The following is a 22453-nucleotide window of genomic DNA, read 5'->3' as shown; positions in this document are numbered from 1 at the left end:
GGCGCCAGCCGCCTCATGCATTGCGCCAAATCGATTGGGCCAGCCCCTGCGGCACTGTCTTGGCTTGATAGCGATGGGTGGTTGGTCCTATGAAGCCCCCATGTCGATTTGGGACCGCCTTGGCGACTTCGTCACACGCGTTTCATCTTCAGCGTCGTCAGGCGTCGCCGAAGTGGTCGAGGCCGTGCGCACGGTTTTCTCCGGCGATGCCGATCTGCGCCGGCGCGTCGCCTTCTCGGTGGCGATGATCGCCCTGTCGGCCAAGATGGCCAAGGCAGACGGCATCGTCACGCAAGACGAGGTGCGCGCCTTCCAGGAAATATTCGAGGTGCCGAAGGAACAGAGGCGCAATGTGGCGCGGCTCTACGATTTGGCCAAACGCGACATTGCCGGTTTCGAGACCTATGCCGAGCGGATGGCGCAGCTTTGCGGTTCGGGCCATTCGAACTGCCTGATGCTCGAGGATATACTCGACGGGCTGTTCCACATCGCCAAGGCCGACGGGCTGGTGCATGAGCGCGAGGGCGAATTCCTGCATCGCATCGCCGAGATATTCCGCATCGATGAGGCGCATTACCAGAGCATCCTGGCCCGGCATGTCGATCTGGGTGCCGCCGATCCCTATGTTGTGCTCGGCATCGAGCGCGGGAAGCCGTTCGAGGAGGTCCGCAGGCGCTACCGCAAGCTGGTCTCCGACAATCATCCGGACCGGCTGATCGCACGCGGCCTGCCGCAGGAATTCATCAAGATCGCGACGACCAGGCTGGCGGCGATCAACGCGGCCTATGAAATGATCGAGCGAGGCCTGCGGCACGCATGAGCGGCTTTCCGCCCGATGAGCCGAGCGCCGAGGTCAGGGTATCGCCGAATTTCGGACCACGGCGCGGGACGCTCGGACCCGATATGATCGTGCTGCACTACACCGGCATGGCTACCGGCGCCGGTGCCGAGGCATGGTTGTGCGATCCGGCAAGCGAGGTCTCGTCGCACTACCTGGTCCATGAGGACGGCCGCATTGTTCAGATGGTAAGGGAAAGCGACCGCGCCTGGCATGCCGGCAAGAGCTCGTGGTTCGGACAGAGCGACATCAACTCCTGTTCGATCGGCATCGAGATCGTCAATCCGGGGCATACGCTCGGCTATCGCAACTTTGCAAAACCGCAGATCGGTGCGGTGATCGGCCTGTGCGCCGGCATCATCGAGCGCCATTCCATTCCGGCGCAGCGGGTGCTTGCCCATTCCGACGTGGCACCGGGGCGCAAGGTCGATCCAGGCGAGAAATTTCCATGGAAGGCCTTGTTTGCCGTCGGTATCGGCCATGTTGTGCCGGCAGCACCGATCCGGCGCGGCGCCGTGCTGAAGCCAGGCGATACCGGCGCCGAGGTAGAGGCGCTGCAGTCGATGCTGGCGCTCTATGGTTATGGCGTCGAGATCACCGGCGCCTTCGATCGGCAGACCGAAATCGTGGTCAAGGCATTTCAGCGGCATTTCCGGCAGCGCCTGGTCGATGGCATGGCTGATGGATCGACGATCCGCACGCTGGAAAGGCTGCTCGCTTCCGTAAGGATAGCCTCTCTCAAATAATCTTTTGCCAGCTTAAAAATTACAATCTGTTACTCAAAGTGACTTGCGTCGCCTTCTTTGGCGCCAATTCCGTCGTCAAAGGCGATCCGTACAGATTGTCGGACGTCTATCCCCCCAAATGTTCCGATGTTGATTGAGGGTATCTGCGCGAAGTTCTTTGTGCAGATCAAACAGAACAGGATCACATGCAGAAATTGACCGTTTTAACGGCAGCCATTGCTGCCGGCGTAATGACTTTTGCCTTCAGTGCGGCAAACAGCGCACCGCTGAGCCAGCGGGCCGATCAGGGCTTCAGTGCCGCAGCCGGCAAAACCGCCGTGCCGAAAGCCACCCGTGGTGCAAAAGTAGAGAAGACCGCCACCGCAAAAGTGGAACAAGCAACCGCGGTAAGGACGAAAAAGCCGGCCCCTGCGAAAAAGCCAACCGCTGCAAGAAAGACAATCTCAAAACACTATGTGAAGCGTAACCGCAAAAGCATCGACCACATGGCAACGGCGTCAGTCGCTCCGAAGAGCAGGCCAGCGCCTCAGGCGGTGGTAGTCGGCGCCAGCGGACAGTATTCGGCGATCATTGCGCGTTATGCCGCCAGCTATGGCGTCCCGGTGTCGCTCGCCAACGCCGTCATCAAGATCGAAAGCAACTACCAACCGAACCAGGTCGGCAGCGCCGGCGAGATCGGCCTGATGCAGATCAAGCCGGCGACGGCGCGGATGATGGGCTATAGCGGTTCGGTTCAGGGCCTCTATGATCCAGATACCAACATCAAATACGGCATGAAGTACCTCGCCATGGCGCGGGATCTCGGCGGCGGCACGACCTGCGGCACGATCCTGAAATACAATGCCGGCCATGCCGCCACACGGATGAACCCGGTGTCCGCAGCCTATTGCGGCAAGGTCAAGGTCCAGCTGGCTGCACTTGGAGCGCCCGCCTGACAAGCGACAACTTGCTTTTTCGTTTGCGTTTTCGGGCCTGAACCCCTTTATACGCCTTGCCAGCTGGCCGGGCGGCCGCACCCGCGAAGCCGAAAGGCTGCGGGTGAGGAAAGTCCGGGCTCCATGGAGACACGGTGCCGGTTAATGGCCGGCGGGGGCGACCCCAGGGAAAGTGCCACAGAAAGCAAACCGCCACGATCCAATCGTGGCAAGGGTGAAAGGGTGGGGTAAGAGCCCACCGCGCGACTGGCAACAGGAGCGGCACGGTAAACCCCACCGGGAGCAAGACCGAATAGGGGCGGTGCGAGGGGAAACCCTCGAGGGCTGTTTCCGGCTCACCGTCCGGGTAGGTTGCGTGAGGCGTATGGCAACATGCGCCCAAGATGAATGGCCGCCACGTTCTCGCCCCGTAAGGGGCGAGGGCCATACAGAACCCGGCTTACAGGCCAGCTGGCAGTTTTCCCCGATAAAAGGAAATCGCCTGAGATCAGCAGGTTGCGTTTTCGGGCGCAGCCGTTGATTCACTTTCGACCCGCAATTAAGCGCGGCATTCCTTGAAAATGGTGCGATTAAATCGTACCATTTTGGATGACGGTATTCAGGAGCGCGTCATGGGACAGGTCGATAAACGCAGCATCACGCTGTCGCCGGAACTGGCCGCGGCGGTCGACGACGTGGTCGCCGCCGGCGAATATGCCTCGGCGAGCGAGGTGATCCGCGACGCGCTGAGGCAATGGAAGGACCGGCGCGACCTGCTCGGCTACACGGTCGAGGAATTGCGCAGACTGGTGCAGGAGGGGATCGACAGCGGGCCGGGGCTGGACGGGCCGCCAATCATGGAACGGCTGCGCGCCAAATATCTGAAAATGGCCGGAACCAAAGGCCTTGAGGAGTGAAATACCGCCTGCTTCCTCAGGCATTGATCGACCTCGAAGCCATCGGCGACTACATTGCCGAACAGAATCCAAATGCGGCGGTTCGGCTCGTGGATCTCTTGCAAAGGCGGTGGGATTTGCTGACCCTGCACCCCTTCTCAGGTGCGCCGCGCGAAGACATCGCAACCGGAATCCGTCACCTGATGGTCGGCGAATACCTCACCTTGTATCGTGTCCGCGAAGAGGCGATCGAAATCATTCGCGTGCTGCACGGCCGGCGCAAGATTGATGCCGACGATCTAAGTTCGTGATTGCCGATTCAGCCACCGATTGCGTCTAGCGACGCCTCGATCGCCTGCCAAAGCTCTTCCACCGGCTCGCAGCCGATCGACAGGCGAACGAAGCCGGGCGGAACGGCATCTCCCCTTTTTGATCGCCGTTCGGCCGAAGTGTGTACGCCGCCGAACGACGTCGCTGCCTGCATCAAGGCGCAGTTGTTGATGAAATCCTCGGCCTTGTCCTCCGAGGCGAGCACGAACGAGATGAGAAAGCCGAAGCGCTCCATCTGGGCGCGGGCAAGATTGTGCGATGGGTCACTCTCCAGTCCCGGAAAGCGCAAGCCGCTGATCGCGCGATGGTTTTTCAGCCGTCGCGCTATCATTTCGGCGGAAGCGCACATGCGGTCGAAGCGCACGTCCAGCGTTTCGAGGCCGCGATGCACCAGCCATGCCTCGAACGGCCCGGGGATAGCGCCCGACGTCTCGCGCCAGTCGGTCACCCTCGAGATAATGTCCGCGTCGCGGCTGGCGACATGGCCGAACAGCACATCGGAATGGCCGTTTGGTGCCTTGGTGTCGGCGGCAATGACGATATCTGCGCCGAGATCGAGCGGGCGCTGGCCGAAAGGCGTCATCGTCGTGTTGTCGACCACAAGCACCGCACCCGCTCTATGCGCGGCCTCGGCGACGGCTGCGATGTCGCATATGTCCAGTCCTGGGTTGGCGGGCGTTTCGACGAACGCAAGCCGATACCTATCGAAGCCGCCGTCGAGGAAGCTCGACGTCGGCCGGACATCGTAGGCAACGCCGAAGGATTTTAGGAAACGGTCTGCCAGCGCTCGCGTCGTATGATAACCGTCGGACGGCAGCAGGACACGGTCGCCGGCTTTGAGCAGGCCGAAAAATACCGCCGAGATGGCAGCCATCCCCGAGGGAAAGGCGACGCATGGGGCGTCTTCCAGATGCGCCAGCATGTGCTCGACCGCATCCCAGGTCGGATTGCTGAAGCGGCCATATTGATCGAAGCCGGTGGCGTCGCCGGGCGCATGAAAGATGGCGGCCATCGTCAGGGGCAAGGGGATCGGGTCGCCCTTGGCCAGCCCGCCGCGGCGCAGATGGGGAAGTGCCGCGGCGCGTGACTTGGCTGTTTCGGACATGGTTTCAACCTCGTTACTGACCGGAAAAGGACATGCCGAGGCTATGCGCGGCAGCGATCCGCAGCAAGCCGGCTCCGGTTGGGCCACACGGCTCTAAACGCTTCGTTAGGCTTAATAGACGATAAAGACGGGAGTGCCGTCAAAGCTGCTCTCCCCAGTCGTGGCAGGCGCGTTTTGAAGACTGTTCCCGTTGACGCCCATAACACCCCATGATATCCCATTCCGATACTCAAGCCTTCGTTTCGTGTCAGGGTGAAGCGTACGCCAATCGGGCAGCCGCGGCGGCTGCGCGTTTGCCTGCGTTCGCCCGTTATAACGAAGTGGGTTTTGGACGCCGACCGGGCTGGGGCGGCGCGGACAGGAAGATGCAGAGGGGTGCGGCGGCGCAAGCGGCCGTAACGCGTAATGGACCGGTTTCTGTCGAACGCGGTGAACAGGATCGATGCGAAGGGACGGGTGTCCGTGCCGGCGCATTTCCGTGCCGTTGTGCAGAAACGCGGCTATTCGGAACTTTATGCGCTACGCTGCCTGGATCGCCCGGCGATGGATGTCGGTGGGCTCGACCTGCTCGATCGCTACGAGCAGCGTATCGCCCAGGAAGACCCGTTCCTGCAGACGGCGGACGACATGTCGTTCTTCTGCCATGGCGATGGAACGTTTCTGAAGCTCGACCAGGACGGCCGTATCACGATGAGCGATTTCATTCGCGAGCATACCGGCATTTCAGCGGAAGTGGCCTTCGTTGGCCGGGGCAATTTCTTTCAGATCTGGGAGCCGGGACGGCTCAGCGCCTATGGGACGGAAGCACGCGCCCGGCTTTTGCAACTTCGGCAGGGGACGAAGCCCGCGGAGCGGCCGGAATGATGGCGGGCGACGGCGATGAAGTTCATGCCGCTGGCGGACCAGCCCGTCACATTCCGGTCCTCCTTGCCGAAGTTCTGGAGGCGCTGGCGCCGACAAAAGGCGAGGTGATCGTCGACGGCACGTTCGGTGCCGGCGGCTACACGAAGGCCATTCTGGCAAGCGGAGCCTCGGTCGTCGCCATCGACCGCGATCCGGATGCGATCGCGGCGGGGCGGGCCCTTGAACAGCAGTCCGGCGGCAAGCTCAGGCTTGTCCAGGCACCGTTCTCGACGCTCGACGAACAGGTTGAAAGTGCCGATGGCGTCGTGCTCGACATCGGCATCTCCTCCATGCAGATCGACCAGCCGGAGCGCGGCTTTTCGTTCCGGGCCGATGGGCCGCTCGACATGCGCATGGCGCAGGCGGGCCTGAGCGCCGCCGACGTCGTCAACACCTTCAAGGTGGGCGATCTTGCCCGCATCTTCGGTTTTCTCGGCGAGGAACGCCATGCCGGGCGCATCGCCCGCATGATCGAGAGCCGTCGCGAAAAACGCCGCTTCGAGCGCACGCTCGATCTTGCCGATGCCATCGAGACGCATATCGGTCGCGCGCCAAAGGACAAGATCCATCCGGCCACCCGCGTTTTCCAGGCGCTGCGCATCTTCGTCAATGACGAACTCGGCGAACTGGCCAAGGCACTGTTTGCCGCAGAGCGCGTGCTGAAACCGGGCGGGCGGCTTGTCGTGGTGACCTTCCATTCCCTGGAGGACCGCATCGTCAAGCGCTTCATCGCCGACAGAGGCGATTCAGCGACCGGATCGCGGCACCTGCCCGAGGCGCAGGCGCGCACCGCCACCTTCACCAAGAAGGGCGGCGGCGTGACACCTGGCGATGCCGAGATATCGGCAAATCCGCGGGCGCGCTCGGCAAGGCTGCGCGCTGCGATCCGTACAGAGGCGCCGGCGCGCGCCGGCGATTTTTCGATTTTCGGCCTGCCAAAACTGCCTGGCCCAAAGCTTCCCGGCGCCGATCGACCGGGAGAGAGGTGAGCACGTGTTTCGTACCAGCGACATAGTCCTGATCGCCGTCATGGTTTCAGCGGCTGCCCTGACCTACAAGACCAAGCGCGAGGCCGAGGAGCAACTGGCGGCAGTGCACAAGATCCAGGCGCAGATCCGTTATGAGGAGGACACGATCGACCTGCTCAAGGCGGACTGGAGCCTGCTCACCCAGCCGTCGCGCCTGCAGAAGCTCACCGAAATCTACAAATCGCAACTCGGACTCGAGCCGGTCAATGCGCGGCAGATCGTCGGGCTGGACGATCTGCCGGCGAAACCCGTCAACATCGAGGACCTTTCATCGCAGCGGCTGGGCGGCATGGCCGATATCGGCGGCAAGGATCCCGTGGTGACCGGAGGCATCGTCCAATGATCACCGGATTTCCAATGGCTGCCAGATTTCCAAAGATTGGCAGGCTGCTGAAGCGCGGTTCGAAGCCCGGTGCAGGCGGATCGATCGTGGTCGAAGGTGCCCGCAAGGCGACCGGTGGCAAGGGCAGGACTCGCATCGTCATGACCATGGCAGTGTTCTTCGGCATCTATTCGACCATTGCCGGGCGGCTGGTCTATCTGGGTTTCCAGAATCCCGACCTGTCGGGCGGCCCGCAGAGCCGGGTGACGGCATCGCGACCCGACATCGTCGACCGTAACGGCGAAGTGCTGGCGACCGACATCAAGACCGCGTCGCTGTTTGCCGAACCGCGCCGCATCGTCGATGCCGACGAGGCGATCGAAAAGCTGTCGACGGTGCTTCCCGAGATCGACTACGAGCAGACATACAACAAGCTGAAGAGCGGCGCCGGGTTCGTCTGGCTGCAGCGTCAACTGACGCCAAAGCAGCAGGCCGACATCATGCAACTCGGCATCCCCGGATTCGGCTTTCGCACCGAAAAGCGCCGGTTCTATCCGGCCGGTGAAACCTCGTCCTACATTGTCGGCCTCACCAACATCGACAATCAGGGCATCTCCGGCATGGAGAAATACATCGACGAACAAGGCTTGAGCGACCTTCAGGCGTCGGGTCTGGCGGTGGCCAAGGATTTGAAGCCGGTGCAGCTCTCGATCGACCTGCGCGTCCAGCATATCGTGCGCGATGAGGTCGCCACCGGCATGGAAAAGTACCACGCGATCGCGGCGGGCGCCGTCGTGCTCAACGTCAAGACCGGCGAGGTGCTGGCGATGGCGTCGGTTCCGGATTTCGATCCGAACAACCCCTATAACGCGCAGGACAAGGACAGGCTCAACCGTATGTCGGCCGGCCTCTATGAAATGGGGTCGACCTTCAAGAGCTTCACCACCGCTATGGCGCTCGATTCCGGCAAGATAACGCTGCAAAGCCGTTTCGACGCGTCGCGCCCGATCAGGATCGGCCATCAAACCATCCATGATTTCCATGGCAAGGGCCGGGTACTGTCGGTGCCGGAAGTGTTCATCTACTCCTCCAATATCGGCTCTGCCAAGGAAGCCGAAGCGGTTGGCATCGACGGACACCGCGAATTCCTGCATCGCCTGGGAATCCTCGAGAAGATGCAGACCGAACTGCCCGAAGTCGCTCGGCCGACCGAGCCCAAGGTCTGGAAGCAGGTCAATTCGATCACCATCGCCTTCGGCCACGGTGTGTCGACGACGCCGCTGCAGACAGCGGTCGGCTGCGCCGCGCTGATGAATGGCGGCTATCTGATGGACCCGACCTTCCTGCCGCGCACGCAGGAGCAGGCGATGGCGGTGGCCAAGAAAGTGGTCAGCGACAAGACGGTCGAGGGCATGCGCTATCTCTATGCACTCAATGCCGAAAAGGGATCCGGCCGCAATGCACGGGTGCCAGGATACCGGGTGGGCGGCAAGACGGGAACGGCGGAGAAGGTTGTCAACGGCCGTTACTCGAAGGAAAAGAATTTCAACGCCTTCGTTGCGGCTTTCCCGATGGACGATCCGCAATACATAGTGCTTACGATCGCCGACGAACCGAAGCCGGAAAAGCCCGGCATGGGTGGTACGGCCGCCTCGAACGCGGGCATCATGGCTGCGAACATCATCCGACGTGCGGCTTCCATGCTTGGCGTAAAGCCAGATTTCAGCCATGAAAATGGTGCAACGCTGGTTTCCTATCAGTGATTCTTGGGGCGCGCCGGCAACTGCGCGCTATTTTGTTGCGATGAACGGGGTTCGATGAAGCTGAAAAATCTAGCCGGTATCCTGCCTGTCGAGGGGACAGCTTCCTTCGACATGGAGGTTACAGGGATTTCGTCGGATTCCCGCCAGGTAACACGGGGCGTCGTCTTTTTCGCGCTCAGCGGCTCCAAGGCGGATGGCGCAGCCTACGCAGCCGATGCCGCAAGCCGCGGCGCTGCAGCGATCGTGGTCGGCAAAGGCAGTGCGGTCGCCGGGCTGCCAGTCCCGGTTCTTGTGGTAGACGATCCGCGCCTTGCACTGGCGCTGAGTGCTGCACGTTTTTTCGGCATGCAACCGCAAACCATGGTCGCGGTGACCGGAACCAGCGGCAAGACCTCGGTCGCCGCATTCACCCGGCAGATATGGGAGCAGGCGGGTTTTGCCGCCGCCTCGATCGGCACGACCGGCGTGGTGGCGCCGGGCCGCAACGAATATGGCTCGCTGACCACGCCGGATCCGGTGGCACTGCACAGGCTGCTCAAGGAGCTGGCGGAGGCCGGCGTCACCCACGCCTCGATGGAAGCGTCCAGCCATGGCCTCGACCAGCGCCGGCTCGACGGCGTCAAGCTTGCGGCCGGCGGCTTCACCAATCTCGGCCGCGACCATATGGACTATCATCCGACGGTCGAGGACTATCATCGCGCCAAGTTGCGTCTGTTCGACGCGTTGCTGCCGAAGGGCGCGCCGGCGGTCATCTTTGCCGACGACCCGTGGTCGGAGCCGACGATCAAGGCGGCGCGGGCAGCGGGACTGAATGTGCTGACGGTCGGCCGCCACGGCGATTTCCTGCGGCTGAAGCGGGTCGAGCACGAGCGCCACCGCCAGCGCGCCGAGGTCGAAGCGGACGGCGTTCTCCATGAAGTCGACTTGCCGCTGGCCGGCGACTTCCAGATTGCAAATGCGCTGGTGTCGGCCGGACTCGCCATTTCGACTGGAACATCTGTTGCCAAAGCGTTGATGGCGCTGGAGAAATTGAAGGGCGCGCCGGGACGGCTCGACCTTGTCGGGACGGCCGCCAACGGCGCGCCGGTCTATGTCGACTACGCGCACAAGCCGGATGCGCTGGAAAACGTGCTGGCTTCGGTGCGCCCCTTTACCACCGGCCGCGTCATCGTCGTATTCGGTTGCGGCGGCGACCGGGACCGGGGCAAGCGGCCGATCATGGGCGAGATCGCCACAAGACTGGCCGACGTGGTCATCGTCACCGACGACAATCCCCGCTCGGAAGTACCCGAGACGATCCGCGCCGCGATCCTGGAAGCCGCACCTGGCGCCATCGAGATCGGCGACCGGCGCAAGGCCATCCACGAGGCGGTCGGGATGCTTCACGCTGGCGACACGCTGATCGTGGCCGGCAAGGGCCATGAGGAAGGCCAGACCATCGGCACCGAGACGCTGCATTTTTCCGATCATGAGGAAGTTCGCTCGGCGCTGCGGGAGCAAGCGGCGTGAGCTATCTGTGGACCTCCGAGGCGCTGGTTGCCGCCATGGATGGCCGGCCGCTCGGTCCGATGCCTGAAGCCATCGCCGGCATTTCCATCGACAGCCGCAGCCTGCAGCCGGGAGACGCTTTCTTCGCCATCAAGGGCGAGGCCATGGACGGCCATGATTTCGTCACCGCCGCCATCAAGGCGGGCGCCGGCGTGCTGGTCGTCGCCGAGGGCAAGCTGCCGTCGCTGGGGCGGCTGACTGCACCGATGATCGTCGTGGAGGACGTGCTTGTCGCTCTGGAAAAGCTCGGCGTTGCGGCGCGCGCACGCTCAAAGGCCAGGGTCATTGCCGTGACCGGATCGGCGGGCAAGACCACCACCAAGGAAGCGCTACGCCACGCTCTCTCCGCGGTCGGTACGGTGCATGCATCGGCCCAGTCGTTCAACAATCACTGGGGCGTGCCGCTGACGCTGGCGCGCATGCCGCAGGATTGCGACTATGCCGTCTTCGAGATCGGCATGAACCATCCCGACGAGATCCGGCCGCTGGTCAAGATGGTCCGGCCGCATGTCGCCATCGTCACGTTGATCGCGGCCGCTCACCTCGGCTTCTTCCGCAACCTGGACGAGATCGCCAAGGCCAAGGCAGAGGTTTTCGAGGGACTGGAGCCCGGTGGCGCCGCCCTTCTCAACCGCGACGATGCGCGCTGGAAGCTGCTGGAGAAGATGGCCAAAGAGGCCGGCGTCGAGCATGTCTACGGGTTCGGCGAGAATGCCCGGGCGACCTTCAAACTGATCAAATGCGAGCTCAATGCCGATCACTCGGTCATCACCGCCAAGATTGGCGGGCACGAGATTGTCGCCAGGATCGGCGCGCCGGGCCGCCATATGGTGCAGAACGTGCTCGCGGTGCTTGGTGCCGCGCATCTGGTCGGTGCCGACGTTAACAGGGTTGCGCAGGCGCTGGCCGATCTTTCGCCCGAACGCGGACGCGGCAAGCGCTATGTGTTGCGTCACCCCAACGGGCCGATCACGCTGATCGACGAGAGCTACAACGCCAATCCGGCGTCGATGAGCGCTGCAATGGCACTGCTCAACACGACGCCGGTGTCGGGCGAGGGCAGGCGCATTGCCGTGCTCGGCGATATGCTCGAGCTCGGCAGCCATTCGGCGAAATTGCATGCCGCGCTTGCCGGTCTGATCGTCGGCACCGACACGCGCACGGTCTTTCTCGGCGGTCCGGAAATGCGGGCGCTGGCCGACGTTTTGCCCGACGAGATCAAGACGGAATACCGCGCCGGTGCGGAAGATCTGAAACCGGTTCTTCTATCGGAATTGAAGCCCGGCGACGTGGTCATGATCAAATCGTCGAAGGGCATAGGCTTTTCAAAGCTGGTCGAGGCGTTGCTCGGCAAGTTTCCGGCGGAAGCCACAACCAGCAGACAGACCTAGGATCGGTCCGGGGGACGCAAGCGCATGCTAACACTGCTCGTCGAATTTGCGGACAAGATCTCGGTCTTCAACGTCTTCCGCTACATAACATTCCGCACCGGCGGAGCGCTGATCACAGCGGCGCTGATCGTGTTCATCTTCGGACCGACCATCATCAATTCGCTGCGGCTGCGGCAAGGCAAGGGCCAGCCGATCCGTGCCGACGGGCCGCAGACGCATTTCAAGAAGGCGGGAACGCCGACAATGGGCGGACTGATGATCCTGTCCGGCATCGTCGGTTCGTCGCTGCTGTGGGCGAACCTGTCGAGCATCTACGTCTGGGTGGTCCTGCTGGTGACGCTGGGATTCGGCTCGATCGGCTTTTACGACGATTATCTCAAAGTAACCAAGCAATCGCATCTCGGCTTTTCCGGCAAGGCGCGGCTGGGGCTCGAATTCGTTATCGCCGGCATCGCCGCCTGGGTGATCATGCATAACGGCCAGGCGCCGTTCTCGTCATCGCTGACATTCCCTTTCGCCAAGGAGTTTCTCGTCAATCTCGGCTGGTTCTTCATCCCGTTCTCGTGCTTCGTCATCGTCGGCGCCGGCAATGCGGTGAACCTGACCGACGGTCTCGACGGGCTGGCGATCGTGCCGATCATGATCGCGGCCGCATCCTTCGGCGTCATCGCCTATCTCTCTGGCAACGCGGTGTTCGCCGAATATCTGCAGATCCATTTCGTGCCCGGCACCGGCGAACTTGCGGTGGTCCTTGGAGCGGTGATCGGCGCCGGTCTCGGCTTCCTCTGGTTCAATGCGCCGCCGGCGGCGATCTTCATGGGCGACACCGGCTCGCTGGCGCTGGGTGGGCTGATCGGCACGGTCGCGGTGGCGACCAAGCACGAGATCGTGCTGGTCATCGTCGGCGGCCTGTTCGTCGTCGAGATATTCTCGGTCATCATCCAGGTCGGCTACTTCAAGATGACCGGCAAGCGCGTCTTCCTGATGGCGCCGATCCACCATCATTTCGAAAAGCTCGGCTGGACCGAAAGCCAGGTGGTGATCCGCTTCTGGATCATCGCCGTCATCCTGGCGCTGGTCGGCCTGTCGACCCTGAAGCTCAGATAGGAGGCCGCTTGATCCCCGCCGCATCCTTTTCAGGCAAGCGCGTTTCGCTCTTCGGGCTCGGTGGCTCGGGGATTGCCACGGCGCGCGCGCTGATCGAGGGCGGCGCGGATGTGCTGGCCTGGGACGACAATCCCGACAGCGTCGCCAAGGCCGGCGCGGTCGGCATCACGACAGCGGACCTGCGCGGTGCGGACTGGGCGAGGTTTTCCGCCTTCGTGCTGTCGCCCGGCGTGCCGCTGACGCATCCCAAGCCACACTGGACCGTCGAGTTGGCGCGGGGCTCAGGCGTAGAGATCATCGGCGACATCGAGCTTTTCTGCCGCGAGCGGATGCTGCTGGCACCGGCAGCACCTTTCATTGCCATTACCGGCACCAACGGCAAGTCGACGACCACGGCACTGACGGCGCACATCCTAAAATCGGCTGGGCGCGACACGCAGATGGGCGGGAATATCGGCCGCGCAGTGATGACGCTCGATCCGCCGCAGCCTGAACGGCATTATGTGGTTGAGTGCTCTTCCTACCAGATCGATCTTGCCCCTTCGATCAACCCGACGGCCGGTGTGCTGCTCAACCTGACGCCGGACCATCTCGACCGCCATGGCACGATGCAACACTACGCCTCGATCAAGGAGCGGCTGGTGGCCGGCAGCGAGACGGCAATCATCGGTGTCGACGATTCCTGGTGCGCCCAGATCGCCGATCGGCTGGAGCGGGCCGGCCGGCAGGTCATCCGCATCTCCAAGCGGCTGCCGCTGACCGACGGCTATTTCGCTGACGGCACCAACTTAATGGAAGCCGTGCACGGCCGCTACAGCCGTGTCGCCTTCCTCGAAGGCATCGGCTCGTTGCGCGGCCAGCACAATGCGCAGAACGCGCTGGCCGCCGCCGCCGCCTGCCTCAAGGTCGGGCTCGAGCTCGGCGAGATCCAATCCGGACTGGAGAGTTTCCCTGGGCTGGCGCACCGCATGGAGCAGGTCGGCCGCAAAGGGCATGTGCTGTTCGTCAACGATTCCAAGGCGACCAATGCCGATGCCGCTGCACCGGCGCTGTCGAGCTTTGCGCGTATCTACTGGATTGCCGGCGGCCTGCCGAAAGAGGGCGGCATCGAGCCGTTACGCGGCTTCTTCCCGCGCATCGCCAAGGCCTATCTGATCGGCGAAGCCGCACCGGCCTTTTCGGCGACGCTGGGCGAAGCGGTGCCCTACGAGATATCAGGCACGTTGGCGGCGGCAGTCGAACACGCCGCCCGCGATGCGGCCGGGGATAGTAGCGGCGAGGCAGTGGTGCTGCTGTCGCCGGCCTGCGCCAGTTTCGACCAATTCAAGAATTTCGAAGTCCGCGGCGAGGCGTTCAGGCAAGCCGCAACCGCCATTGATGGCGTGAAGCCCATCGGAGGGACACGATAATGCAAAGCCGTCTCGACAAAAGCCCTGTGGCGACCTGGTGGTGGACGATCGATCGGTGGTTCCTGGCGGCGTTCCTGTCGCTGATGGGGCTCGGCATCGTTTTGTCCTTCGCCGCAAGCCCGGCGGTGGCCGAGCGCATCGGGCTAGACAGTTTCCACTTCGCGACGCGCCAGATTATCTTCACCATTCCGGCACTTGGGGTGATGCTGGCCGTCTCGTTCCTTGAATCCAGGCAGATCCGGCGCATGGCGCTGGTCATGCTGTGCATCATGCTGTTTTTGATGGTGGCGGTGCTCTATATCGGCGTCGAGGTGAAGGGCGCGCGGCGTTGGGTGTCGCTAGCCGGCCTCTCGATCCAGCCGTCCGAGTTCCTGAAACCGGCCTTCGTCATCATCTGCGCCTGGCTGTTCGCCGAGCACAAGCGCCAGCCCGACATTCCGGGCAATTTGTTCGCCATGTTGCTGCTTGCGCTGGTCATCTCGCTGCTGGTGGCGCAGCCTGACCTTGGGCAGACCATGCTGGTGCTCGGCACCTGGGGGGTGATGTTCTTCATGGCCGGGTTGCCGTGGCTGTGGATCGTCGCGCTGGGTGCTGCCGGCGTCGGCGGCGTGTTCGCTGCCTATGCGGTGTTCCCGCACGTTGCCGGCCGCATCGACCGCTTCATGACCGGCGAGGGCGACACGTTCCAGGTCGACATGGGCCGCGAGGCGCTGATCAATGGCGGCTGGTTCGGCGTCGGGCCGGGCGAGGGTACCGTCAAGCGGGTCATCCCCGACAGCCACGCCGACTTCGTCTTCTCCGTCGCCGGCGAGGAATTCGGGCTGATCATGTGTTTCTTCATCATGTCCATCTTCGGCTTCATCGTGCTGCGCGGTCTCAACACGGCGCTCAGGGAGCAGGACGATTTCACCCGCTACGCGGTGGGCGGCCTGGTCACGGTCTTCGGCCTGCAGTCGGTCATCAACATGGCCGTCAATCTGCAGCTGATGCCGGCCAAGGGCATGACGCTGCCGTTCATCTCCTACGGCGGTTCCTCGCAGATCGCGATCGCCATCTCGATGGGCATGGTGCTGGCGCTGACGCGCAAGCGCCCGGAAAAGCGCAAGCAGCTGGGCTTCATGCCGTCGCCGCGTGCGATGCCGGCGGAGTGAGATGGCCAAGGGGGTCATCCTTCTGGCGGCGGGCGGCACGGGCGGACATCTGTTCCCGGCCGAGGCACTGGCGCACGAACTGACCGGGCGCGGCTGGGCGGTGCATCTGGCGACGGACGAACGCGCCGAGCGCTTTGCCGGGCAGTTCCCGGCGGCCGCCATCCATCCGATCCAGTCGGCGACGATGGGGTCGAAAAATCCTTTTGCCGTGCTCGCCGCATTTTGGAAAATCTGGCGCGGGGTGCGGCAGGCATCGGCCGTCATCGCCAGCGTCAAGCCCGCCATCGTGGTCGGCTTCGGCGGCTATCCGACGCTGCCGCCGCTCTATGCCGCGACCCGGCGCAAGGTGCCGACGCTGATCCACGAGCAGAACGCGGTTATGGGCCGCGCCAACCGGGCGCTCGCCGGCCGCGTCGACGCTATTGCCGGTGGTTTCCTGCCGGAAGACACAAGTGCTACAGGCGTCAAGACGGTGACCACCGGCAATCCGGTCAGGCCGCAAGTGCTGGAAGCGGCGAAGACGCCTTATGCCGCATCGGCCGGTGAAGAGCCGTTCCGATTTCTGGTGTTTGGCGGCAGCCAGGGCGCGCAGTTCTTTTCCGATGCGGTGCCGGCGGCGATCGCCCGGCTTTCCGATGCACAGCGCAGGCGGCTGGCGATCACCCAGCAGGCGCGCGCCGACGATGTGCCGCGGGTGAAAGCGGCCTATGCCACGCTTGACATCGAGGCCGAGGTGTCGCCCTTCTTCACCGACATGGCGGCGCGGCTGGCGGCGGCGCATCTGGTGATGTCGCGCTCCGGCGCATCGACCGTATCGGAAATCGCGGTGATCGGCCGGCCGGCGCTGCTGGTGCCTTATCCGCACGCGCTCGACCACGACCAGGCGGCGAATGCGGCGGCCCTTGCGGCAGCGGGCGGCGCCGAGGTGCATCCGCAATCCACGCTTTCGGCGGAGCGGATCGCCGTGCTTGTCGGCGGGCTGATGGATGATCCAGGCAAGGCGGCGACAATGGCCGCGGCGGCGAAATCGTCCGGAAAACCGGATGCCGCGCGGTTGCTCGCCGATCTGACAGAGGCTATTGCGTCCAGGAAAACCGTTTCGGAATTCAGGAAGGAGACGCACGCATGAAGATGCCGCAGACGATCGGCCTCGTGCATTTCATCGGCATTGGCGGCATCGGCATGAGCGGCATCGCCGAGGTGCTGCACAATCTCGGCTACAAGGTACAAGGGTCCGACCAGGCCGAAAGCGCCAATGTGCAGCGGCTGCGCGACAAGGGCATCGAATGCTTCGTCGGCCATCAGGCCGAGAACCTAGGCGAGGCCGAAGTGGTCGTCGTCTCCACCGCAATCAAGAAATCCAATCCGGAACTGAAGGCCGCGCGGGAAAAATTGCTTCCCATTGTCCGCCGCGCGGAGATGCTGGCAGAGCTGATGCGTTTCCGCCAAGCGGTGGCGATCGGCGGCACGCATGGCAAGACGACGACGACTTCGATGGTGGCGACGCTACTCGAAGCCGGCGGGCTCGACCCGACGGTAATCAATGGCGGCATCATCAATGCCTATGGCACCAATGCCCGCATGGGAGACGGCGAATGGATGGTGGTCGAGGCCGACGAGAGCGACGGCACCTTCCTCAAGCTGCCGGCCGAGATTGCCGTCGTCACCAATATCGACCCCGAGCACCTCGACCATTACGGCTCCTTCGACAAAGTGCGCGAAGCGTTTCGTCAGTTCGTCGAGAATGTGCCGTTCTACGGCTTTGGTGTGATGTGCACCGACCATCCCGAGGTGCAGGCGCTGGTCGGCCGCATCGAGGACCGGCGCGTCATCACCTATGGCGAAAATGCGCAGGCCGACGTGCGCTTCACCAATCACCGCATGGACGGCCCGACCTCGGAATTCGACGTGGTGATCCGCGACCGCAAGACGCACGGCCAGATAACGATATCAGGCCTGCGGCTGCCTATGCCCGGGCGCCACAATGTCTCCAATGCGACGGCGGCGATTGCCGTCGCGCATGAGCTCGGCCTTTCGGCTGAGGCAATCAAGAAGGGCCTGTCGTCCTTCGCCGGCGTCAAGCGGCGTTTCACCCATACCGGTTCGTGGAACGGTGTCGATATGTTCGACGATTACGGTCATCATCCGGTCGAGATCACGGCGGTACTGAAGGCTGCGCGCAGCGCCACCAAGGGCCGCATCATCGCCGTTACCCAACCGCATCGCTTCACCCGGCTGCGCGATCTGTTCGATGAGTTTTCCGTCTGCTTCAACGATGCCGATACGGTGATGGTGGCGCCCGTCTATGCGGCCGGCGAGGAGCCGATCGACGGCGTTACGTCCGACGCACTGGTGTCGCGCATCCGCTCCGGCGGCCATCGCGACGCACGCTACATCGAAGGTCCAGCGGCGATTGCGCCGATCGTGCGCGAGGTGGCGAAGCCGGGCGATTTCGTCGTCTTCCTCGGCGCCGGCAACATCACCCAATGGGCCTATGCGCTGCCCAGGGAACTCGGCGGGACCATCTCATGATGCGCGGCCAGGCGTTGATCGAGAAGCTTGGCGACCGGCTTGCCGGACTGCGCGGCCGCATCACGCCCAATGCCGAGATGGACAAGATCACCTGGTTTCGAGCCGGCGGGCTGGCGGACGCATTGTTCCAGCCGGCCGACGAGGACGATCTTGCCACGTTCCTGAAGGCGGTGCCGGAGGAAATTCCGCTGACCATCGTCGGCGTCGGCTCGAACTTGCTTGTCCGTGACGGCGGCATTGCGGGCTTTGTCATCCGGCTTTCGGCCAAAGGCTTTGGCGAGACCGAAGTGATTGCGCCGACCACGATCAAGGCGGGTGCCGCGACACCCGACAAGCGCCTTGCGGCCGTTGCCTACGAGGCCGGCATCGGTGGCTTTCATTTCTACCACGGCATTCCCGGCGCCATTGGCGGAGCGCTGAGGATGAACGCCGGCGCCAATGGCGTCGAGACGCGCGAGCGCGTGGTCGAGGTACGGGCACTCGACCGCAAGGGCAATGTTCATACGCTGAGCAATGCCGATATGGGCTATGCCTATCGCCATTCAGCGGCGCCGTCCGGGCTGATCTTCACGTCGGCGCTGCTCGAAGGCATTCCTGAGGACAAGGCGGCGATCAAGGCCGCGATGGATGCTGTCCAGAACCATCGCGAGACCGTGCAGCCGATCCGCGAAAAGACCGGTGGCTCTACCTTCAAGAATCCTGAGGGCACCTCCGCCTGGAAGGAGATCGACAAGGCCGGCTGCCGCGGCCTGATGGTCGGCGGGGCGCAGATGTCGCCGATGCATTGCAACTTCATGATCAACACCGGAACGGCCACGGGCTACGAGCTTGAATATCTCGGTGAGACGGTGCGTGCGCGCGTGCTCGAAAGATCAGGCATCCGGCTGCAGTGGGAGATCAAGCGCATCGGTAATTTTCGGCCGGGCCATGCCGTCCAGGAATTTCTCGGGCAGTTGCTTTAGGCAAGCTGACCGCCGTTGCCTTTCGGACTCATGAATTCACATTTTGCTGCCGTTTTTGCGGAAAGTGAATCCATCGGAATCGTAAGCACTTGCCAGCGAATCAACTCTCTGATTCTCTGCCCTGAAGCGTTTCCTGATTTGAGTCGTTTCGACGCGTTACTCGCGTTTCCGTCTGGGGGGCAGCCTGCCGGGAGACTCGGACTCAATGTTGCGGAAACACGGGAGCGAAGTTGCTCGGGCGCATTTGAGTGCGCGCGATGCTTTTCGGGGCATGCACGATGGTGCAGGCCTGCTGTGAGAGGAAATGACGGGGAATGACAAGCAAGCATGTGGCCGTTCTTCTGGGGGGATTCTCGTCCGAGCGGCCCGTGTCCCTGTCGTCGGGTAAGGCCTGCGCCGATGCGCTCGAGGGGGAGGGCTACCAAGTCACCCGCGTCGACGTCTCGCGCGACATCGGCTCGGTGCTCAGCGCGCTCAAGCCTGACGTCGTCTTCAATGCGCTGCACGGCCCTTTCGGCGAGGACGGCACCATCCAGGGCATCCTCGAGTACCTCGCCATTCCGTACACCCATTCCGGCGTGCTTGCCTCGGCGCTTGCGATGAACAAGGAACAGGCCAAGAAGGTCGCGAAGGCGGCCGGCGTTCCGGTGGCGGAGTCGAAGGTGGCCAATCGCTTCGCCATCCAGAACAAGCACCCGATGAAGCCGCCCTATGTCGTCAAGCCGGTCAACGAAGGATCGAGCTTCGGTGTCGTCATCGTGCATGAAGGCCAGTCGCATCCGCCGCAGATCATCGGCTCGTCCGAGTGGAAATATGGCGATACGGTCATGGTCGAGCGTTATGTGCACGGGCGGGAATTGACCTGCGCGGTGATGGGCGATGTGGCGCTCGGTGTCTGCGAGATCATCCCGACCGGCCATTCCTTCTACGACTATGATTCAAAATACGTCGCGGGCGGATCAAAACACGAATGCCCGGCAAAACTTTCACCGAATATTTACCAAAAAATACAGACACTGGCGCTCAAGGCTCATCAAGCCATCGGCTGTCGGGGCGTTTCCCGGTCGGACTTCCGTTATGACGATCGTCACTCCGAAAACGGCGAAATTGTCTGGCTCGAGGTCAACACCCAGCCGGGTATGACGCCGACGTCTTTGGTGCCGGAAATCGCCGCGCAAGCGGGACACTCGTTCGGCGATTTGTTGAGTTGGATGGTGGAGGACGCTTCGTGTCTGCGTTGAAGTGGGGACAGGGCAAGGGGAAGGGCGCGGCCGGGCCGGCGCTGTTCGGCATGCCGTTGTCGTTCGACCATTTCGTGCTGCCGCGCCTGCTCCGCCGGCCGGTGCGCGTGCTGGCGCGCCTCGGCGAAGGCGACTTCGAAGCGCCGCCCTATTGCGCTGCCATGCTGTCGGCGGCACTGCTTGTTTCGAGCAGTGCCTATGGCGCCTATCTCGGCGGATATTCCGACGCCATCATCCAGAGTGTCACCGCCCGCACCGGCTTTGCGGTCGACCAGGTCAAGGTCGTCGGCAACCGCGAAACGTCCGAGATCGATATTCTCGACAGGCTGGAACTCGACGGCTGGACCTCGCTGATCGGCTTCGATGCCGAAGCCGCGCGCGAACGCATCACCACGCTACCCTGGGTCGAAGCCGCCGCAGTGCGCAAGGTCTACCCGCATACGCTGGAAGTGCGCGTCGAGGAGCGCGAGCCGTTCGCGTTGTGGCAGCAAGGCAGCGCGCTTTCGGTCATCGAGAAATCCGGCACCGTCATTGCGCCGTTCTCCGGCGGCAAGCAGATATTGCTGCCGCTGATCATCGGCACCGGCGCGCCGGCCACAGCGCCGGATTTCCTGGCCAAGATCAAGAATTATCCGGAGCTCGCCGCGCGGATCAAGGGCTATATCCGCATCGGCGAACGGCGCTGGGATCTCAAGCTTGAAAACGGCATCACGATCAAGCTTCCCGAAGACGGTGAGGATCAGGCGATTGCCGACCTGGTCAGGATGGATCACGAGAACGGGCTTTTGACGCGCGACATCGCCGCCGTCGACATGCGCCTTTCCGATCGTCTGGTCGTCCAGTTGACGCCGGAAGCGGCGACACAGCGCCAAGCCGCGCTCGACGAAAAGCCCAAGATGCTGAAGCGCAAGCCGGAGACGAAGATATGAGCTGGCTTGGCGGCAATAGCGATGCCTCGTCGCGCCGGTCCGGCATCCTGACGGTGCTGGATGTCGGGTCCAGCAAGGTCTGCTGCGTGGTGGCCAAACTCAAGCCGCGCGAGGATGGCAAGCTGCTGCGCGGACGCTCGCATCGCGTCCAGGTGATCGGCATCGGCCACCAGAAATCGCAAGGCGTGAAATCCGGCGTCGTCATCGATCTCGACCGTGCCGAGCACGCCATCCGTCTTGCCGTCGACGCCGCCGAACGCATGGCGGGACTGACGGTCGATTCGCTGATCGTCAACATGACTGCCGGCCGGCTGAAGAGCGAGGCTTTTTCGGCCACCATCAATCTCGGCGGCCATGAGGCCGACGAGGCCGACATCAAGCGCGTGCTTGCCGCCGGCGCCAAGCAGGCGTTGCGGGCCGAGCGCGAGGTGATCCATTCGCTTCCCGTAGCCTTTTCGCTGGATGCCGAGCGCGGTGTGCGCGATCCGCGCGGCATGGTTGGCGACCAGCTTGGCGTCGACATGCACGTGCTGACAGGCGACGCAGCGCCCTTGCGCAATCTGGAGCTCTGCATCAACCGCTCGCATCTGTCGGTCGAACGCATGGTGGCGACGCCCTATGCCAGTGGGCTTGCTGCGCTGGTCGACGACGAGCTCGAAATGGGCGCGGCCTGCATCGACATGGGCGGCGGCACGACGACGATCTCGGTGTTTTCGGAAGGCAAGTTCGTCCATGGCGATGCCATCGCGATCGGCGGCAACCACGTCACGCTGGATATGGCCAAGGGCCTGTCGACCTCGCTCGATGCCGCCGAAAGGCTGAAAGTGATGCATGGCTCGGCGCTGCCTGGCAGTGCCGACGACCGCGACCTGGTTTCCATCCATCCGATCGGCGAGGACGGCGAGGTGCCGTTGCAGATCCCGCGCTCGGTGATGACGCGCATCATCCGCGCCCGCATCGACGAGACGCTGGAATTGCTGCGCGACCGGCTGAACAAATCCGGCTACGGCAACGCCGTCGGCAAGCGTGTGGTGCTGACCGGCGGTGCCAGCCAGCTTGCCGGCCTGCCAGAAGCAGCACGCCGCATTCTCGGCCGCAATGTGCGCATCGGACGCCCGCTTGGCGTGGCAGGCTTGCCCGAGGCGGCCAAGGGGCCGGCTTTCTCGACCCCGGTCGGACTTCTGATCTATCCACAGATGGCGAGCTTCGAGAGCCGGCCGGCGAAGGGAATTTCCGGTCTTCGGATGACCGGAACAGGCGGAAAACTGCATCGAATGAGTCAGTGGTTGAGAGACAGTTTTTAATTTTGACGGGGACAGCCCCATAGGCGGCCGCGGC

General features: G+C 63.2%; 21 protein-coding genes and 1 other RNA gene. 21 read left to right on the top strand and 1 reads right to left on the bottom strand.

Annotated features, from left to right (window positions below; genetic code table 11):
* The first annotated feature begins 100 nt into the window (after positions 1-100).
* The 6 genes from NKI08_RS11020 to NKI08_RS10995 all read left to right on the top strand — a co-directional run bounded on the left by NKI08_RS11020 (position 101) and on the right by NKI08_RS10995 (position 3705).
* Positions 101-820, top strand: a complete 720-nt coding sequence (locus NKI08_RS11020; RefSeq protein WP_352471547.1) for a TerB family tellurite resistance protein — start codon at positions 101-103, stop codon at positions 818-820.
* Positions 817-1584 (top strand): peptidoglycan recognition protein family protein, encoded by a 768-nt coding sequence (locus tag NKI08_RS11015; protein ID WP_352769053.1) that lies wholly within the window; start codon positions 817-819, stop codon positions 1582-1584. The genes NKI08_RS11020 and NKI08_RS11015 overlap by 4 nt, the downstream gene beginning before the upstream one ends.
* Before the next feature lie 185 nt (positions 1585-1769).
* The gene (locus tag NKI08_RS11010) at positions 1770-2519 is read left to right on the top strand and encodes a lytic transglycosylase domain-containing protein (protein ID WP_352471549.1); all 750 of its coding nucleotides are present in this window, start codon (positions 1770-1772) and stop codon (positions 2517-2519) included.
* A 59-nt stretch (positions 2520-2578) separates the two neighbouring features.
* Positions 2579-2977: RNase P RNA component class A (gene rnpB, locus NKI08_RS11005), an RNA gene on the top strand.
* A gap of 153 nt (positions 2978-3130) precedes the next feature.
* Positions 3131-3415 carry a type II toxin-antitoxin system ParD family antitoxin gene (locus NKI08_RS11000; protein ID WP_352471550.1) on the top strand — a complete coding sequence of 95 codons (285 nt, stop codon included), beginning with the start codon at positions 3131-3133 and terminating at the stop codon, positions 3413-3415.
* A complete protein-coding gene (locus tag NKI08_RS10995) occupies positions 3412-3705 on the top strand; it encodes a type II toxin-antitoxin system RelE/ParE family toxin (protein WP_352471551.1) in 294 nt (97 codons plus the stop codon). The genes NKI08_RS11000 and NKI08_RS10995 overlap by 4 nt, the downstream gene beginning before the upstream one ends.
* 8 nt (positions 3706-3713) lie before the next feature.
* On the opposite strand, the gene NKI08_RS10990 is transcribed toward NKI08_RS10995, so the two are convergent.
* A complete protein-coding gene (locus NKI08_RS10990) occupies positions 3714-4829 on the bottom strand; it encodes a cystathionine gamma-lyase (protein WP_352471552.1) in 1116 nt (371 codons plus the stop codon).
* 405 nt (positions 4830-5234) lie between these two features.
* Between NKI08_RS10990 and mraZ the strand changes: the two genes are divergently transcribed.
* From mraZ to ftsA, 15 genes are all read left to right on the top strand, one after another.
* Complete coding sequence (gene mraZ, locus NKI08_RS10985; protein ID WP_352471553.1) at positions 5235-5693, top strand: division/cell wall cluster transcriptional repressor MraZ; 459 nt, start codon at positions 5235-5237, stop codon at positions 5691-5693.
* Positions 5690-6721 (top strand): 16S rRNA (cytosine(1402)-N(4))-methyltransferase RsmH, encoded by a 1032-nt coding sequence (gene rsmH / locus NKI08_RS10980; RefSeq protein WP_352769048.1) that lies wholly within the window; start codon positions 5690-5692, stop codon positions 6719-6721. The genes mraZ and rsmH overlap by 4 nt, the downstream gene beginning before the upstream one ends.
* A gap of 4 nt (positions 6722-6725) precedes the next feature.
* Entirely contained in the window at positions 6726-7103 is a 378-nt protein-coding gene (gene ftsL, locus NKI08_RS10975; RefSeq protein WP_023676771.1) for a cell division protein FtsL, read from the top strand.
* 14 nt (positions 7104-7117) lie between these two features.
* Complete coding sequence (locus NKI08_RS10970) at positions 7118-8845, top strand: peptidoglycan D,D-transpeptidase FtsI family protein (protein ID WP_352471555.1); 1728 nt, start codon at positions 7118-7120, stop codon at positions 8843-8845.
* A 54-nt stretch (positions 8846-8899) separates the two neighbouring features.
* Complete coding sequence (locus tag NKI08_RS10965) at positions 8900-10354, top strand: UDP-N-acetylmuramoyl-L-alanyl-D-glutamate--2,6-diaminopimelate ligase (RefSeq protein ID WP_352769044.1); 1455 nt, start codon at positions 8900-8902, stop codon at positions 10352-10354.
* Positions 10351-11784, top strand: a complete 1434-nt coding sequence (locus NKI08_RS10960; protein WP_352471557.1) for a UDP-N-acetylmuramoylalanyl-D-glutamyl-2,6-diaminopimelate--D-alanyl-D-alanine ligase — start codon at positions 10351-10353, stop codon at positions 11782-11784. Before NKI08_RS10965 ends, NKI08_RS10960 begins: the two co-directional genes overlap by 4 nt.
* 24 nt (positions 11785-11808) lie before the next feature.
* The gene (gene mraY, locus NKI08_RS10955) at positions 11809-12891 is read left to right on the top strand and encodes a phospho-N-acetylmuramoyl-pentapeptide-transferase (protein WP_023676767.1); all 1083 of its coding nucleotides are present in this window, start codon (positions 11809-11811) and stop codon (positions 12889-12891) included.
* 8 nt (positions 12892-12899) lie between these two features.
* Entirely contained in the window at positions 12900-14300 is a 1401-nt protein-coding gene (gene murD / locus NKI08_RS10950) for a UDP-N-acetylmuramoyl-L-alanine--D-glutamate ligase (RefSeq protein ID WP_352471558.1), read from the top strand.
* Positions 14300-15451: a putative lipid II flippase FtsW gene (ftsW, locus tag NKI08_RS10945; protein WP_352456168.1), complete on the top strand. Its 1152-nt coding sequence runs from the start codon at positions 14300-14302 to the stop codon at positions 15449-15451. The genes murD and ftsW overlap by 1 nt, the downstream gene beginning before the upstream one ends.
* A 1-nt stretch (position 15452) precedes the next feature.
* Positions 15453-16580, top strand: coding sequence for an undecaprenyldiphospho-muramoylpentapeptide beta-N-acetylglucosaminyltransferase (gene murG / locus NKI08_RS10940; RefSeq protein ID WP_023676764.1), 1128 nt, complete (start codon positions 15453-15455; stop codon positions 16578-16580).
* Entirely contained in the window at positions 16577-17983 is a 1407-nt protein-coding gene (murC, locus tag NKI08_RS10935) for a UDP-N-acetylmuramate--L-alanine ligase (protein WP_352769040.1), read from the top strand. The genes murG and murC overlap by 4 nt, the downstream gene beginning before the upstream one ends.
* Complete coding sequence (gene murB / locus NKI08_RS10930; protein ID WP_031211769.1) at positions 17980-18945, top strand: UDP-N-acetylmuramate dehydrogenase; 966 nt, start codon at positions 17980-17982, stop codon at positions 18943-18945. Before murC ends, murB begins: the two co-directional genes overlap by 4 nt.
* A 314-nt stretch (positions 18946-19259) precedes the next feature.
* Complete coding sequence (locus NKI08_RS10925) at positions 19260-20186, top strand: D-alanine--D-alanine ligase (protein ID WP_352539522.1); 927 nt, start codon at positions 19260-19262, stop codon at positions 20184-20186.
* On the top strand, positions 20174-21115 hold the full coding sequence (locus NKI08_RS10920) for a cell division protein FtsQ/DivIB (protein WP_352769036.1): 942 nt from the start codon (positions 20174-20176) through the stop codon (positions 21113-21115). Before NKI08_RS10925 ends, NKI08_RS10920 begins: the two co-directional genes overlap by 13 nt.
* Complete coding sequence (ftsA, locus tag NKI08_RS10915) at positions 21112-22419, top strand: cell division protein FtsA (protein WP_352471565.1); 1308 nt, start codon at positions 21112-21114, stop codon at positions 22417-22419. The genes NKI08_RS10920 and ftsA overlap by 4 nt, the downstream gene beginning before the upstream one ends.
* The last annotated feature ends 34 nt before the right edge of the window (positions 22420-22453 follow it).

The sequence above is a fragment of the Mesorhizobium sp. M0768 genome (assembly GCF_040320195.1).
In the GTDB taxonomy this organism is placed as follows: domain Bacteria; phylum Pseudomonadota; class Alphaproteobacteria; order Rhizobiales; family Rhizobiaceae; genus Mesorhizobium.
The sequence above is the reverse complement of the archived record's forward strand: the minus strand, read 5'-3'. Positions and strand labels throughout refer to the sequence as shown.

Coding starts and splice junctions, on each gene's coding strand:
- NKI08_RS11020 (WP_352471547.1), top strand. CDS start 101: ATGTCGATTTGGGACCGCCTTGGCGACTTCGTCACACGCGTTTCATCT.
- NKI08_RS11015 (WP_352769053.1), top strand. CDS start 817: ATGAGCGGCTTTCCGCCCGATGAGCCGAGCGCCGAGGTCAGGGTATCG.
- NKI08_RS11010 (WP_352471549.1), top strand. CDS start 1,770: ATGCAGAAATTGACCGTTTTAACGGCAGCCATTGCTGCCGGCGTAATG.
- NKI08_RS11000 (WP_352471550.1), top strand. CDS start 3,131: ATGGGACAGGTCGATAAACGCAGCATCACGCTGTCGCCGGAACTGGCC.
- NKI08_RS10990 (WP_352471552.1), bottom strand. CDS start 4,829: ATGTCCGAAACAGCCAAGTCACGCGCCGCGGCACTTCCCCATCTGCGC.
- mraZ (WP_352471553.1), top strand. CDS start 5,235: ATGGACCGGTTTCTGTCGAACGCGGTGAACAGGATCGATGCGAAGGGA.
- rsmH (WP_352769048.1), top strand. CDS start 5,690: ATGATGGCGGGCGACGGCGATGAAGTTCATGCCGCTGGCGGACCAGCC.
- NKI08_RS10970 (WP_352471555.1), top strand. CDS start 7,118: ATGGCTGCCAGATTTCCAAAGATTGGCAGGCTGCTGAAGCGCGGTTCG.
- NKI08_RS10965 (WP_352769044.1), top strand. CDS start 8,900: ATGAAGCTGAAAAATCTAGCCGGTATCCTGCCTGTCGAGGGGACAGCT.
- mraY (WP_023676767.1), top strand. CDS start 11,809: ATGCTAACACTGCTCGTCGAATTTGCGGACAAGATCTCGGTCTTCAAC.
- ftsW (WP_352456168.1), top strand. CDS start 14,300: ATGCAAAGCCGTCTCGACAAAAGCCCTGTGGCGACCTGGTGGTGGACG.
- murG (WP_023676764.1), top strand. CDS start 15,453: ATGGCCAAGGGGGTCATCCTTCTGGCGGCGGGCGGCACGGGCGGACAT.
- murC (WP_352769040.1), top strand. CDS start 16,577: ATGAAGATGCCGCAGACGATCGGCCTCGTGCATTTCATCGGCATTGGC.
- murB (WP_031211769.1), top strand. CDS start 17,980: ATGATGCGCGGCCAGGCGTTGATCGAGAAGCTTGGCGACCGGCTTGCC.
- NKI08_RS10925 (WP_352539522.1), top strand. CDS start 19,260: ATGACAAGCAAGCATGTGGCCGTTCTTCTGGGGGGATTCTCGTCCGAG.
- ftsA (WP_352471565.1), top strand. CDS start 21,112: ATGAGCTGGCTTGGCGGCAATAGCGATGCCTCGTCGCGCCGGTCCGGC.